This is a genomic window from Streptococcus mitis (assembly GCF_047464035.1).
In the GTDB taxonomy this organism is placed as follows: Bacteria; Bacillota; Bacilli; order Lactobacillales; family Streptococcaceae; genus Streptococcus; species Streptococcus mitis_DX.
The window spans coordinates 80,704-95,443 of sequence record NZ_JASHCQ010000003.1 but is presented as its reverse complement, the minus strand read 5'-3'; the positions used below and the strand labels follow the sequence as shown (position 1 = coordinate 95,443).

Annotated in this window: 14 protein-coding genes; all 14 read right to left on the bottom strand. The window is 34.4% G+C overall.

Features of this window, described 5'->3' with window-relative positions:
* The 14 genes from QM818_RS02170 to cpsA are packed head-to-tail and all read right to left on the bottom strand — an operon-like array spanning position 1 to position 14,716.
* Positions 1 to 993: a stealth family protein gene (locus tag QM818_RS02170; protein ID WP_078237909.1), complete on the bottom strand. Its 993-nt coding sequence runs from the start codon at positions 991 to 993 to the stop codon at positions 1 to 3.
* Entirely contained in the window at positions 980 to 2,092 is a 1,113-nt protein-coding gene (glf, locus tag QM818_RS02165; protein WP_023946615.1) for a UDP-galactopyranose mutase, read from the bottom strand. The genes QM818_RS02170 and glf overlap by 14 nt, the downstream gene beginning before the upstream one ends.
* A gap of 1 nt (position 2,093) precedes the next feature.
* Complete coding sequence (locus QM818_RS02160) at positions 2,094 to 3,518, bottom strand: flippase (protein WP_024056597.1); 1,425 nt, start codon at positions 3,516 to 3,518, stop codon at positions 2,094 to 2,096.
* Positions 3,515 to 4,666 (bottom strand): polysaccharide polymerase, encoded by a 1,152-nt coding sequence (locus tag QM818_RS02155; protein WP_414299856.1) that lies wholly within the window; start codon positions 4,664 to 4,666, stop codon positions 3,515 to 3,517. The genes QM818_RS02160 and QM818_RS02155 overlap by 4 nt, the downstream gene beginning before the upstream one ends.
* 35 nt (positions 4,667 to 4,701) lie before the next feature.
* Positions 4,702 to 5,772, bottom strand: a complete 1,071-nt coding sequence (locus tag QM818_RS02150; protein ID WP_414299855.1) for a glycosyltransferase family 2 protein — start codon at positions 5,770 to 5,772, stop codon at positions 4,702 to 4,704.
* Positions 5,769 to 6,737: a DUF6625 family protein gene (locus QM818_RS02145; RefSeq protein WP_414299339.1), complete on the bottom strand. Its 969-nt coding sequence runs from the start codon at positions 6,735 to 6,737 to the stop codon at positions 5,769 to 5,771. The genes QM818_RS02150 and QM818_RS02145 overlap by 4 nt, the downstream gene beginning before the upstream one ends.
* Positions 6,734 to 7,375, bottom strand: a complete 642-nt coding sequence (locus tag QM818_RS02140; protein WP_414299338.1) for a DUF1919 domain-containing protein — start codon at positions 7,373 to 7,375, stop codon at positions 6,734 to 6,736. Before QM818_RS02140 ends, QM818_RS02145 begins: the two co-directional genes overlap by 4 nt.
* 1 nt (position 7,376) lies before the next feature.
* Entirely contained in the window at positions 7,377 to 8,525 is a 1,149-nt protein-coding gene (locus QM818_RS02135; RefSeq protein ID WP_414299337.1) for a glycosyltransferase family 4 protein, read from the bottom strand.
* Positions 8,526 to 8,527: 2 nt separating this feature from the next.
* On the bottom strand, positions 8,528 to 9,700 hold the full coding sequence (gene cps2T, locus QM818_RS02130; protein ID WP_414299854.1) for a beta 1-4 rhamnosyltransferase Cps2T: 1,173 nt from the start codon (positions 9,698 to 9,700) through the stop codon (positions 8,528 to 8,530).
* A 34-nt stretch (positions 9,701 to 9,734) separates the two neighbouring features.
* Complete coding sequence (locus QM818_RS02125; protein ID WP_414299853.1) at positions 9,735 to 11,084, bottom strand: sugar transferase; 1,350 nt, start codon at positions 11,082 to 11,084, stop codon at positions 9,735 to 9,737.
* Between the two features lie 23 nt (positions 11,085 to 11,107).
* On the bottom strand, positions 11,108 to 11,821 hold the full coding sequence (locus tag QM818_RS02120; protein WP_414299852.1) for a tyrosine-protein kinase: 714 nt from the start codon (positions 11,819 to 11,821) through the stop codon (positions 11,108 to 11,110).
* 10 nt (positions 11,822 to 11,831) lie between these two features.
* The gene (locus tag QM818_RS02115) at positions 11,832 to 12,524 is read right to left on the bottom strand and encodes a CspC family polysaccharide chain length determinant protein (RefSeq protein ID WP_414299851.1); all 693 of its coding nucleotides are present in this window, start codon (positions 12,522 to 12,524) and stop codon (positions 11,832 to 11,834) included.
* An 8-nt stretch (positions 12,525 to 12,532) separates the two neighbouring features.
* A complete protein-coding gene (cps4B, locus tag QM818_RS02110) occupies positions 12,533 to 13,264 on the bottom strand; it encodes a capsular polysaccharide biosynthesis protein Cps4B (protein ID WP_000565389.1) in 732 nt (243 codons plus the stop codon).
* 6 nt (positions 13,265 to 13,270) lie between these two features.
* The gene (gene cpsA / locus QM818_RS02105; RefSeq protein WP_414299850.1) at positions 13,271 to 14,716 is read right to left on the bottom strand and encodes an LCP family glycopolymer transferase CpsA; all 1,446 of its coding nucleotides are present in this window, start codon (positions 14,714 to 14,716) and stop codon (positions 13,271 to 13,273) included.
* Between the last annotated feature and the right edge of the window lie 24 nt (positions 14,717 to 14,740).

Below are 14,740 nucleotides of genomic sequence, written 5' to 3'. Positions count from 1 at the left end.
TCATTTTTCAAAAGATGACTTTTCTGGATAGCGTTCTGCTAATAATTTTTTGAAAAGTATAATACTTCTTTCATCAATATTAATACTATCATTCACACATAGTAGTTTTCGCTTCTTATTTCCAAAAATTTTCTTCAGCTTATCAATTTGATTTAGCTCAATTGATTCACCCATATTTTTTGAAATTGGATAAAACTCATTACTTTCAATTTGCCAGTGCTGACAAATATACTGATTCACATCCACCCCATAATTTCTGAATTGATTCCGTGACGTTCTATCCAATACCTCCGACTCGATTTTCCAAAGATGAGCTAAAGTACTCTTTTTCATTGGAACTGGAAGATGTTGATTTACATACCCCGTAGGGCCCCATGGAAGTAATAAGATATTCTTCAATATTAAAGCACCATATCTATAATTAAAAAATTTCCAAGGCGAAGACTTTAAGGCTTGCTTTTTGGGGAAATGACGATAAATCAATTCAACGTTATTATGATAAGTGTTTGTATACGAGGACCATGGAACTAAAGCATCGTAAACTGCTAAAAGCCTCGGTTTATTATTTTTGAAGAAATCTGAAGGCTTTACATCTTTTATCAAATACATGTCATCGTTAAAATAAATAAAATTTTCAGACAAGCCTTCAATTCTATGAAGATTTAACTCAATAGTCGCAGAATTAAAAGTTGGAAGATAGGATTCTGGAATAAATTCCTTATGTGATATAAATCTCAACTTTGGATGACTAAGGTTCAGCCAGCTCGGCTTTTGACCATTCGTAATTAAATAAATATTATTGACCCACGGTGCATGTCTCTCAATCATACGAAACCAATACTGAAAAATTCCATATTCTCGATAACGCTGTTCACCATCAGCGTCTGCATTTAACGATTCCTTTTGACTAGTTACTCTTTGTTTTTCCTTAATAAAGTTAGGATCATTCCCATCTACCCATAAAACAACAATATCAATTTTATCCTTCATTATCTTTGTTAAACTCTTCCTCTACAACATGTAGGGCACGTTCAATGACCACATGCATGTCGTAGTATTTGTAGTCTGCTAAACGTCCGCAGAAAATCACCTTATCATTCTGTGCTGCTTCTTCTTGATACTTAGCAAACATAGCATTGTTTCTCTCATCATTGATTGGATAATAAGGTTCATCTCCTCGTTTCCAATCTGCTGGGTACTCACGAGTAATGACCGTTTTATCTTGTGTGCCGTACTCAAAATGTTTATGCTCAATAATACGAGTATAAGGAATTTCTCGTTCTGTATAGTTTACAACTGCGTTTCCTTGATAGTTTTCTTCATCTAGAACTTCATGCTCAAAACGAAGACTACGGTATTCTAACTCACCATGTTTATAATCAAAGTATTGGTCAATCATCCCTGTAAAGACAACTTTTTCAGCAGAAGCTTCTAATTCTTGACGATTGGCAAAAAAGTCAACTCCAAGTTCTACTTCCACATCCTTCAGCATATTTTCGATAATAACGTTGTACCCTCCAATTGGAATCCCTTGATAACGGTCGTTAAAATAATTATTATCAAAGGTTAAACGAACTGGTAAACGTTTAATGATAAACGGTGGAAGGTCAGTCGCAGAACGTCCCCATTGCTTTTCAGTATATCCTTTAATCAATTTTTCATAAATATCTAGACCGATCAACTTAATAGCTTGCTCTTCCAAGTTTTTAGGTTCAACGTCCTTCATATGAGCCGTTTGCTCAGCAATCTTATTTTTCACTTCTTGAGGAGTTTTTGTCCCCCACATAGCATAGAAAGTATTCATATTGAAAGGTAGATTATAAAGGCTACCCTTATAATTAGCTACAGGCGAGTTGATATAGTTGTTAAATTCAGCAAATTGATTAACATAATCCCAGACTTTCTTATTAGAAGTATGGAAGATATGAGCACCATATTTATGAACATTAACACCTTCTACATTCTCACAATAGATATTCCCACCAATGTGATCACGTTTATCAATAACTTTTACTTTTTTTCCACGCTTGGTTGCTTCATAAGAAAAAATTGCTCCAGACAAACCAGCACCAACGATTAGATAATCGTACATATTACACTCCTTTATTTTTTAATAATTGTTGTTTTAACTTACTTAAATCGATTACTTTAAAAATCAAAATCAAACTAACATAAATTATTGCTCCCAGAACAGCATATAGTCCCACATTAATCATCGCTGATACATTTAGGAATTGTTTTATAAATAGTAGGATACCATACATAACTCCAGATGAGATTATAATTTTGATTAATGAACCTATAATGGGCACCTCTCTCAAATAAGAACGAGTATAGAATAACTGTATCAACCATACTAGTACCTCTGTTAAAACAGATACAATTGACGCACCTATATAGCCCAGCTTTGGAAGCAAGAGAAGATTTAAGCCCACACTAACAATAGCAGGAATTGTTGTTGACAGCATAAATTCTTTATTTTTATTATGAGGTATCAAAATTTGAATCCCCATAATATTGGTCCAACCAATAAAGAACATTCTAAAAATCATAATTGCTATCGCATAACGTGCCTCTTGAAAATCTTGCCCGAGGAAAAAGGTAACAAAATCATCATTTACAATTAACATTCCTGCCATAATGGGGAAAATTACCAAATTATAAATTAGAAATGACATCTCATGCATTTTGTTAACGGCTTTATGATCCCCTGATGATAAAAGATTTGAAACTCGTGGCAACATGACACTACCTAACGAAGTCACTAGTGTTAATAAAATATTAACAAGTCTCCAAGCTTGGTCATAAATACCTACATCTCTTGCTGAAGCAAGAACCCCAAGCATAGTGCTATCTAATGTCACATAAAGCGATATAGCAATCTGAGGTAGGAATAATAAGATGACTGGCTTCAAATGCCGTTTAGCATACAGCAAATCGAAGTGTGGTTTCCCAATAAATTCTTTTGCTGGTAACCACATACTTAATTGTCCTAACAATTCAAAAGTGGTTAGTAAAAAAACATATAAATATAAATCATTTGATGATCTTATGAATAGAAAAATAGAAATAACACCAGCTAATTTCACCGTAATATTTCTTACTGTAATCTTTCGAAAATTCTCTAAACCTTGAAATAACCATGAAATATCTAAAGCTTTAGAAATCAAACTAAAACCTAAAATATAAGCCACAGGATTTTTCATAGTAGGTAAAATAAGACATAATACAACATACAGCACAAAAGAAAAAATAGCTGCCCCTAGCTGTAGAGTATAAATGCCCCAAAAATTCCTACAAATGTCTTTCTTATTACTTGAGATTTCCTTGGTAGCATAGTTAGCTACTCCTAAGCTAGCTAGCAAAAGAAAATAGGTAACAATAGAGCTGAAGAAGCTATAGGTTCCTAAAGCTTCTGATGAAAATACCCTCGTAACGTATGGAGTTGTGATGATAGGTAGTATTATGAGTAGTAACTGATAAGAAAGATTATAAGCATAATTTTTTATTATTTTCATAGTCTTACTTCTCTTTTTTCCTTATTTTGGATATCATACAAATTAGCAAAAATTGTAAACATAAAAATATTGTATCCTGGTCTTATCCAGAAAGCTTCAATCATACAGTTAATTGTAATAAGAGATAATAGGGCTAGAAATAAATATTTTTTTTGCTTATGAACTTTTTTTGAAGCAAACACATAAATCAATACTAGCAATACAACAGGAATTAATCCATAATAAAATAACATTTGGATATAAGATGAATCAACATAGTTATAACTGTGAACCGACTCGGTGGTCCCACCATAGCCAATAAACTTTACTCCAGCTTTACCAAATAAAGGTAAACCATATGTATCCAGTGCATTTTTACCTAAAAACAATCTCATACTAAACAGATTATTTAAATTCACATAGAACGAAGAAGACCATGTGAAAAAGTAGGAAACATAAAACATGAAAGCAGAAAAAATAAGAGCAAAATATGGCATTATACTGTATACTCTATATTTTCTTTCTTTAGTGTAATACATGATTATGAAAATCAAAGTTGCAGCAAGTATAGATAATACATTTAGTCGCGCATCACAAAATTTTAGTATAAAAAATGCTAAAGATAATCCTACAATCGTTCTCAAAAATATATATTTTTCTCTAAGTAAGTAACCCCAAGCAATAAATAAATAAAAACAGTGAGAAGCAAAATCAGTTGGATAAATAAATCCAAATGAATTTCTAACTACTAAACTAGAGGAGCGGATTTGAGCAAATTGTAAATTAGGTACTACTCCTAAAATTGAAAGTAGAAAGATTAACAAAACAATTGTACCTGATACACCCACATATGTTTTCAAAACTACATCAACATCTACTTGGTACAATAGTATAATCAACAATGAATAAAGAAGAAAATTGGTCCCACCTGTACGTAAAAATACTATAATACTTGTCAGTATCAACAAGATACTGGATACAATATAAAATGAACTAAATTTTTTTATAAATAAAAATCTAAAAATCAATAATAAAACTACACATATTAATAAAACCACAGGAATATTAGGTAGTGTCCTATTTAACATTGTAGTCGTAATAGTATCATATCCAGTAATTATGGTCAGTACAAAAATAACCAAAAGGTTCTCAAATTTAATTTTTAACATAATATCCTTTTTACTGTTAATGCTTATAGCCAGAATTATTTAAAAGCAATCTTGCGTAAGATTGGATTCATTTTCATTTTTTCAATAAATATAACGATCTGAAATTTTTTTCTGGTGAGAAGATCAATGCTCAATCTCCGAAGAAATAAAGAAAAGTTTCTTTGTCTCAACAACTCCTTATAAGATCCAATAATTTGCTCTCCATTATTCAAAAAAATACTTTCAAATGCCTCATTATCAACTAAAGATTGTAATAATTCTATTTTTTTTTGTCTTCTCAACTTTAAATTTGAAATTTGAAAAGCTGCACTGACAACTATTTTAGTCTTAATTTCTTGAATTAATGTGGCATCTTCTAATTGGAACTGTTCAAGCAATTTATGTAATTCTTGAAGTTCCTCTAATTGAATTTCAATTCTCCTAGGATGAAAACTGGTTAATGCTGAACCATTTCTACCAGCAATATAATTATAGAGTGTCGAATCAATAAATAGAATAGTATTTAAATGTCGATAAACTTGAAAATTGAATAAAGTATCTTCTCCTATTTGTTTATTAGGAAACCTAATATCATGCTTTAAAATAAATGTCTTGTTATAGATTCTTGACCAAACATTATACATCATATCAGTTTTGAATAATTCTATAAATTCATTTCTAAATTCATTCTTTCCAAGAAAACCACAATGTGTATAAAAATGAGGGCGACAAGACAATACAGTATTCCTATTTTCTTTAATTTCATTGTAGCCAAAACAAAGAACATCCCATTTTTGTTTTAAATTAGAAGAAATCTTCTCAAAGAAATTATCTGACAAAAAATCATCCGGATCCATAAAATATAAATAATTTCCCTTCGATAAAGAAATACCTAAATTCCTAGCTTCTGCCACTCCGTTATTTTCGATGTGACTAACAAAAACATTTGAAAAATTACTTTGGTACTCATCACAAATCGCACCACTTTTATCACTTGAACCATCATTAATTAGCAGAATTTCATATGTGATTGATGATGGTTGCAAAAGTATTGAATCTAGACCCCTTCTTAAATAATTTTCAACATTATATACTGGAACAATAATGCTCAAATCTATATTATTCATTTACTCTTCATCCTTAACTTATGTCGAATAAAACCTAATGTCCATTTTTCTCTCTTAAACTTTTTTAAAAATGTTGACTTAACATATTCCCAATAAAATCTATTATTTGTTACTTTTTCAATCTCTTGTATAGAAATTTTATCTCCAACGACTAGTCGGTTAGGTATAACATAAAATGAATCGACAACCTCAAACTCTGGACATTCAATCGTCCTTTTTTGGAAATGTGCATATAATGGATGTTTAACGACTAGCTTATTGTCTTCAATTTCAATACTTTCAAGTCCATTCTTTTCTGACCAAAAATAATAGCGTTTAGGTTCATTTTCACCATATTCTCGAAATGAGAAATGACTAATATCGATATCATGAAAGAATTTATCTTGCAGTTGTTTGAAATTATTTTTTTCAAAAATCTTTTGGATACCATCTGCCTCATCAAAAATAAAAGTTTGCTCATTAGTGAAGATATTATGATAATCTAATCGATAGTTTAAACCTCTACCAGACATGAATACATGATTAACTTCTTGTGAATTTTTAAATATTTGGAGGTGACCCAAAAGACCATATCGAGCATAATCATTCTCAAAAAAGCTATGCTTTTCCAGAAATTGATAAATATCACCAAGTAAGACATCTGTATCACAAAATCCCCAGTAATCATACTCTTTTAATTCTTCTTCAAAAATAAGCCCGTAGGCAACCTTATAGTCACATAATTTATACGGAGTTTTGAGAGAAATTTCAAAATCAAATTTAGACTGTACTTTTTTTCTTAAATCATCAAACGAAAGAGTCTTAAATTCAATATTATCAGCGTTTAAAACTTCAAATTGGTCAACATTTTGATCCGTATAAATTAAGAAATCAATCTTTTGATTACGTTTGGCGGTCAACAAAAAATAAGGGAAAAACTTTGGAAGTTTTCCAAAATATGGAATAATGAGTCTTATCTTTTTCATTTACTTAAATCCTCTCCGCCCTTATTCAACCAGGTAACAACATTAAAATAGCGGTGGTAAGTTTTCAAATCAATCCCAACATGTCCTTGCTTCTCTGCTGATTTGAAATGAACTAAGGATAGTAGATCAATATAATTCTTAGAAGAGAAGATAACCTTACTCTTGTATGGAAGCTCTTCGAACTCTTTCATCAATTCATAAGTACAAGCATCATTATCATTGAACTTAAAATACAAATTATCCCAATGAATTCTTTCTAAACGACGGTTCCATTTTTGAGTTGCTTCTTTCTCATCTGCATAATGTAAAAAATGTAATTCGATATCGTCTAAAAGGGCAAGTGGATAAGCATTATCAAAGTCTTTAATGTATTTCGATTCTTTAACAAATTTCAAGGGGATATTTCCACTCAAATAGTGTTTTAAATTCTTGAGCATCTTGATGTAATCAGGAGAGAAAACAAACATCCCTACAAATGGCGTTTGATAAGGTAAGCCCAATTCCTGATAGACTTTTCCAGCCCAACAATTATCACAAATGATAGTAAAATTTTTATTCCTAAGTCTTCTTCTAGGAATAAAATTAGTAATTGGGTATACAATTGGTTTTAATTTATTCTTAATTTTTTCAATATTCATCTTAGTATTTCTTATATAGCTCTGAGAAATTACGAATATAACTTTGTAATGAGAAAAGTTCTTTTTGACGTTTGACCGATGCCTTGCCAAATTGCTCTCTCTTCTCAGTCTTCTCAACTAATTCTTGAATGACCTTCGACAATTCTGCAGGCTGATTTGGAGTAGCTAGGAGACCATTTTCCCCCTCCTTAACCATTTCACAGACACCACCATGACGATAACCAACTACAGGTTTGCCACAAGCCATAGATTCTAGGACTACTGTTGGTAGAGGATCTGGATTAGTACTTGGCAAGACAAAGATATCAAACATATTATAGAGCTCTGTCGTCTTACTATAATAGTCGATACGCTTGATTTGTCTAGCTACTGGTAAGGCTGATATAGCTTTTTCCAACTCATCAACACGCCACTCTTCACCCTCAAATGCACTACCAGCCAAAAAGGCAACTGCTTTTGGATTAGCCTTCAAAATTGGAGTCACAGCTTCTAAAAAGTCGCCTTGCCCTTTCCAGGCATTAACTCGACCAATCATACCGATGACAAGAGAATCTTTTGCGATACCAAACTGTTCACGGGCGGTGTTGGCATCCATTTCATGATAGACGGCATTGTCAACGCCATTATAGATAACTTGAACTTGGTCATTTTTTACAAAGCGAGACTGCTTAACGTGGTTAGCTACAGCATTTGAAACCGTCACAATCGTATCAGCATAACGTCCCATCAAAAAGTTGATGAAATCTGAGATTGCTTTTGGTTTCACAATAATTTCATGCACATGCCAAATTAAAGGAAGTTTCAATTTACGTTTGAGATAAATCCCCTCAAGTACTGCAGTAGTATTGTTGTGAAGGAGAGTAATTCCATTTTCCTTAGCGTATTTGGAGATTTTCTTTGAATAACGATTATATGAGCCAAAATACTCAAGAATCCCCTTAGGATTAAAATATTTACGACGCAAGATTGGATAATCGATAACTCTAACTTTAGCACCAACACTCTCCAATGCACCAACTAAGACACCATCATTCGGTAAAATAACGTGTACTTCAAATTCGTCTTTATTCAAACCTTTAATAAGCTCCAACAAAACCTTGTCAGCGCCATACATTTCGGCACCAGCGTGGAGATATAAAATTTTCTGCATTTCTAACCTTTAAATAATTTCTCGTAGTCTGTAACAATCTTTTCCCAAGTGAAAGCATCCGCAATTCTCTGATTTGATTGTCTATCTAACTCATCAATCATTTTTGCATCGAATTGTTCAACTTTCTCGATTACTTGTGAAAGCTCATCTTTTTTCCAATAAATCGCACTTTGCTCCCCAACTTCTCGGTTAAAACCAACATCTAGCAACAAATTCAGTTTTGTTGATGCTAGAGCTTCTAGTAGAGAAGGGTTTGTCCCCCCAACCTCATGCCCATGGAAATAGGCAAAAGCATTTTCACGAATGTACTTGAGCAACTCTTGGTCATAGACTGTACCGACAAATTTGACCCTAGGATCTTTATCAAAACCAGTATCCTGTAACAACTGATCGTAAAATTTATTCTGCTCCACATTTGTGATGAGGACAAAGTCCTTCTTGGACTTGGACTTGATAAATTCACGAATCATGGTTTCGTAGTTGTTTTCAGGGACGAATCGTCCCACCACTAGATAATAACCATTTTCGTTAATTCCTTTTTCCTGATACCAGTTCCGAACCTTTGTGTCTTCTGCTTTCAGATTTGAAGGAGCAGTATCAGTACCATAGGCAATATAGGTGGTCTCTGGTTGATACTGTTTATAGTCCTCCTGAATATATTGTTCAATATTTTTGCTATCGCATACCAGTAAATCAGCATGCTTGACCATGAGTTGCTCTGATAATTTCCAGTACTTACGAACTGGCATGCTCCACTTTGCTCGCAACCATTCATGGCCATCTGGATTCACAAGCAAGGTGCCCCCAATAGCTCGAATTTTTCTCTTAATTCTTGAAATAAAAGGACCAATACGACAAGCCAGAATGTAAAAAATGGGAGCTTCGTCCTTGTTTTCCTTAGCCAATTCAATAGCCTTGTTGACTGCTGCAATATCGTAAGCGATGGCGCGGGCTGGTCCGATATTGGGCACATCAACATTGAAACAAATGGCTCCATTATGCTCAAACCGGTCTTCCGTGATACCAGACTTGGCTGAATTTTCACGCATACAAGCAACATAATATTGTATGTTGCTGTCTTTTTGGTATTCGGTTAACTTTTCAACAAAGGTTTCAAACCCTCCATATTTGGCAGGAATTCCTTTTGAACCAATGATATAAACTGATTTTCTCATATCACTCCTACTTTATTTTATAATAAAACAAAAATTACTTCGCTCCATTTTTCATAAATACCACTTTAATAGTTTTTAGTAAAATTTCAATGTCTTTCCAAATTGTCCAACCATCTAAATAAGTAATGTCTAATTTTACTACATCATCGAAGTTTGTAATATTACTTCTACCACTAATCTGCCAAAGGCCTGTAATTCCTGGTTTAAAACTGAGACGACGTTTTTGTTCCGGTGTATACGTCATATACTCATCTAAGGTTGGCGGTCTAGTACCAACTAAACTCATATCACCTTTTAGAACATTCCAAAATTGTGGCAATTCATCTAGACTCGTCTTTCTAATAAAGTGCCCAATCTTTGTAATTCGTGGATCGTTTTCAATCTTAAACATTCCACCCTGCATCTGGTTCTGACTCATCAATTCCTTCTTGATTTCCTCCGCATCTACTCTCATAGAACGGAATTTATAAAATTTAAATACTCGTCCATTTCTACCAACCCTATCTTGTACAAAAATAGCAGGGCCTCCATCTCTTTTTATCAGAGGAACAAGAAAAATAGACACCAGACCACAAATAATCAGACCAACCAAGGAGCCAATAATATCTATAACACGTTTAAGAGCAACATCACTTGAACGATAGAAGGTTGTTGAAAAATTAACAACACTAGAATTTCCAAAACGTTGAATCCCTTTTTCACCATTAGTTACAAATTCTAAAGCCGCTATATTGACAGCTACTGGCACACCCATCATTTCAAATTGAGAAACAAAATCTGCAATTAAAAATTTTTCACTTGGGAGATTAATCACCACTTGATCTACGACTGATCTCGTAGCATAGGTTACTAAGTTATTCAATGTAACGATTGTAAAATTCGAAGATTCAAAATGCTCATCATCTACAATACAAACAGCTGAAACATAGCCATACTCATAAGTAGACAGTTGCTGTAGGACTCTCTCAACTCGTGCACGTGTGGTCACTAGCAAGATACACTGAGTGTATTTTTTTTGACGTGATAGATATTTCCAAATCTTACGAATCCAAATATTAACAACCATTAGCATAATTGAATTTACAGCCACTATGCATAATAGATTAGCTAATGATAAATATGGTATATTTGGTTCTAAAATAGGAAAAACTATACAGGATAAGAAAATATAAACCAGTATATATTTTAACGTTTGTATACATTCCTCTGCAAGGGTCCGGTACTTGAAATTTGTACTATATGCAGTAATGTAGTAAGAAATAGTGTGAACCACCATCAGAAATACCAGAAGTTCATGACTAGCTAATACAAACGATAACAGATAAATTGGAAACAGTTGTATTATGAGAATCTCTAGTTTTCGAATATTTGATACTTCTCTCAAAACTACCTCCTAGGTAACTCTACCTACTTCTTTTTCCCATAATTTCCATAGGAACCATAGGCTCCATAGGCTCCATAACCGCCATAAGCTCCATATTTTTCAACTTCGGTGTTGAATTTATTTAGAACCACACCTAAAAAAGGAGTTCCTGTTTGTTCTAACTGTTCCTTCGCCTTTAAGATATCACGTCGTTTTGTCTCTCCAGCTGCCGTAACCAAGATAGAAGCGTCACATTTTTGTGTAATGATAGCGGCGTCAATAACCATCCCAATCGGTGCAGTATCCACAATGACATAGTCAAAATACTTACGCAAGGTATCAATCATGGTATGGAAATTTTCACTCTGCAGGAGGGCCGTTGGGTTAGGTGATATCGGTCCTGCCTGAATAACAAATAGGTTATCAATATTGGTATCACAGAGACCATTTGAAAGATCAGTAGTTCCAGCTAAGAAGTCAGTTAACCCAGTAATTTTTTCCCTTGACTTGAAGACACCAGACATAACTGAATTACGGATATCCGCATCAACTAGCAATGTTTTATAGCCTGCACGCGCGAAAGCCCAGGCGATATTAGTTGACGTTGTCGATTTTCCTTCACCAGGTTTGACAGATGAAATAGCAAGAACTTTTAAATTATCACCACTCAATTGAATATTGGTACGCAAAGCATTATAGTGTTCTTCAGCTTTTTTAGCAAAATCTAAACGCTTTTTTGAGATTTCTAATGTTGGCATGTTTTCTCCCTTACTTTAACTTATCCAAATCTGGAACAATTCCTAAAAGTGCAACCTGCATGACTTCTTCGACATCTTCTGGTCGTTTGACACGATCGTCCAATAATTCAAGCAATACGACTGCAACAACCATCACTGCTCCACCTACTAGGAAAGCAAGCGCAGTATTTCGACGAATATTAGGTGAGGATGGTGCTATTGCTGGTCTAGCTTCCTCTAATGTTGTTACATCAGATACACGAGTTACCTTAATGATTTTTTCAGCTGCCACTTCACGAAGAGCATTTGCGATACGACTTGCTTCTTCTGGTTGATCATCCTTAACAACGATCGATACGATACGAGTATCTACCGGTACTGTCACCTGAATTTTCTTAGTTAGTTCTTTAACTGTTTTCTCTAATTTAAGATTTGAAATGACTTTTTCCAGTACATCTTGCGAAAGGATAATTTCCTTATAGTCTTTTACAAGATAGGTACCTGCCTGCAAATCCTGATTCGTCAACCCTGTATTTTCAGATTGATTGCGACTAACAACATAGATTCGTGTTGTACTAGCATATTCCGGTTTCAACACAAAACTACTCAAGCCAAATGCAAGTAACGCTGTCACAACCGCAGTTAGTATGATAGCGAGTTTCTTCTTCCAAAGGATTTTAAATAATTGAACAACATCAATTCCGATTTCTTTATTTTCTTTCATGTCAACTCCTAAATAATTTGATCTGCCAAGATAAAGCGAGGATTTTCGATAAATAATTCTCTCGCCTTTCTTTCACCGTATTGTTTTGAGACGATCTCATAAGCTTCTTTCATGTAAGGCGGTCTTTGGTCTAAATTGTGCATATCGCTCGCCACAAAATGTACCAAATCACGCTCTAGGAAATAGCGAGCTCGTTTCTTCATAAATTTATATTTATCCCCAAATAACTTTGGTTTTAAAATACTTGAGCTATTGATTTGAGTGTAGCAGCCCATGTCAATCAACTCTTTTACCCGTTTTTCGTTATTTTCTAATTCATGGTAACGTTCAATGTGGGCAACTACAGGCGTTATCCCAAGCATGAGAACATTGCTCAAGGCAGTATGGATTTCCCTGTAAGGGGTAGCCATACTAAACTCAATGAGAGCATAGCGTGTCCCATTGAGACTTGGAATCACCTGTTTTTCTAACTTCTCAAGCACATCATGGGTATAATAAATTTCTGCTCCATAGAGAATGGTCAAATCTGGAGCCACTTCCTTGGCTAACTCCTTCACTTCTTGGAAGTTTGTCTCTATCGTCTCCTCAGGAGTTTCAAACATTCCTTTTCGTCTATGCGATGTCGATACAATAGTCCTTACACCTTGTCTATAGGCTTCTGTCAAAAGCGCCTTGCTTTCTTGCTTAGTTTTCGGACCATCATCCACACCAAATACGATATGCGAATGAATATCAATCATTTTGTCTTATTTCCCTTCCATCACATCATTGATTGCAGCCTTGACTGACTCTAAACTGCTGTCACTAATTTCCATCATGTAGAGGCTACTCTCAGGCATGGCATAGGATGGTAAATCCATACGCCCTGTTCCTTTAAGATCTTGCGAATTGATCTTATACGTTCCACCACTCTCAAGTTGGGCATTGACCAAGTTCATCATGGTTTCAAGTGGCATATTGGTTTGAATCGAATCTTGCAGCCCTTTTATAATACTGTCATAATTTTTCAAAGCTTCCGTAGAGGTTAATTTTTGCAGAATTGCAACAATGACCTTTTGCTGGTTACGGCCACGATCCCGATCACCATCTGCCAAAGAATAGCGCTCACGCACAAAGCCAAGAGCTTGCTCCGAATCAAGATGAACATTCCCTACAGGAAAATGAAACTTACCATGCAATGATGTAAAATCCTGATCATTATGAACATCAACCCCACCAAGGAGATCTATCAACTTCAAGAAAGAAGTGAAATTCAAACGAGCATAATAGTTCAAGTCAATACCGTAGAGATTTTCCAGGGTATGAATTGAAGCATCTACCCCATAAATCCCCGCATGGGTCAACTTATCTTTTTGGTTGTTGCCACCATCTGCAATTGGAACATAGGAATCACGTGGTGTCGTTGTCAAGAGAATCTTTTTCGTTTCACGATTCACTGTCATAATGATATTGACATCCGAACGAGAAACTGAGCTAATTGGACCGTAAGTATCAATTCCGCTGATATAAACGTTGAAACTGTCACCTTTGACATCTTTTGGAGTTTCAACCGTCTTGGTTAATTCTTTGGTATAGATTTTCTTAATTTTCGAAGCATAGTCAGGATATTCCGATTCGATAATGTTTTCAAAGACACTGTTTAGAATGATTGCCTTTGTATCACCGGCTAGCAAGCTCTTATAGGCCGCAAGATAGGAGCTACTTTCTTCGACAGTCAATTCCTTATTTTGACTAGCCTTCAGATCATTCATCAACTGTTGGATATTATCCTTATCCGTCCCAGTAGGCCCCATTACACTGGTTACCTGACTGATATTATCAATTGGACTATCTGCTAACACAGCAATACTCATCGAATAATTTGAGTAATTCGATGTTGCATTCAGGCGACTGGTAAATCCAATGAACTGCCCTACAGCAAAGAGAGAAGTACCATTGATTAACACACCAAGTAGTAATAAAATCAACGTTAGATTTTGAACTTTCTTTGACCGAATTAAAAAGAAGCACAAGATAGCTAAGGCTACAATTAAGACAGTGACCACTATATTGAGATATCGGAAGGCTAGCATATTGTACTTGAAAATCAAAAACAACAAAAAGACTGCTAGTAATGCATAGATAGCTAGCAACCCCCAACTAATCAATATTTTTGTTTTACCCTGACGAGCTCGCTTCGAAGATCTACTCACGATATACCTCTATTATCAATTTTT

What these genes read in the sequence shown, in the direction of transcription:
- QM818_RS02140 (WP_414299338.1), bottom strand. Translation starts at nt 7,375, where the DNA reads ATGAATATTGAAAAAATTAAGAATAAATTAAAACCAATTGTATACCCA.
- QM818_RS02160 (WP_024056597.1), bottom strand. Translation starts at nt 3,518, where the DNA reads ATGAAAATAATAAAAAATTATGCTTATAATCTTTCTTATCAGTTACTA.
- QM818_RS02120 (WP_414299852.1), bottom strand. Translation starts at nt 11,821, where the DNA reads ATGCCAACATTAGAAATCTCAAAAAAGCGTTTAGATTTTGCTAAAAAA.
- QM818_RS02135 (WP_414299337.1), bottom strand. Translation starts at nt 8,525, where the DNA reads ATGCAGAAAATTTTATATCTCCACGCTGGTGCCGAAATGTATGGCGCT.
- QM818_RS02145 (WP_414299339.1), bottom strand. Translation starts at nt 6,737, where the DNA reads ATGAAAAAGATAAGACTCATTATTCCATATTTTGGAAAACTTCCAAAG.
- glf (WP_023946615.1), bottom strand. Translation starts at nt 2,092, where the DNA reads ATGTACGATTATCTAATCGTTGGTGCTGGTTTGTCTGGAGCAATTTTT.
- cps4B (WP_000565389.1), bottom strand. Translation starts at nt 13,264, where the DNA reads ATGATTGATATTCATTCGCATATCGTATTTGGTGTGGATGATGGTCCG.
- QM818_RS02155 (WP_414299856.1), bottom strand. Translation starts at nt 4,666, where the DNA reads ATGTTAAAAATTAAATTTGAGAACCTTTTGGTTATTTTTGTACTGACC.
- QM818_RS02150 (WP_414299855.1), bottom strand. Translation starts at nt 5,772, where the DNA reads ATGAATAATATAGATTTGAGCATTATTGTTCCAGTATATAATGTTGAA.
- QM818_RS02115 (WP_414299851.1), bottom strand. Translation starts at nt 12,524, where the DNA reads ATGAAAGAAAATAAAGAAATCGGAATTGATGTTGTTCAATTATTTAAA.
- cps2T (WP_414299854.1), bottom strand. Translation starts at nt 9,700, where the DNA reads ATGAGAAAATCAGTTTATATCATTGGTTCAAAAGGAATTCCTGCCAAA.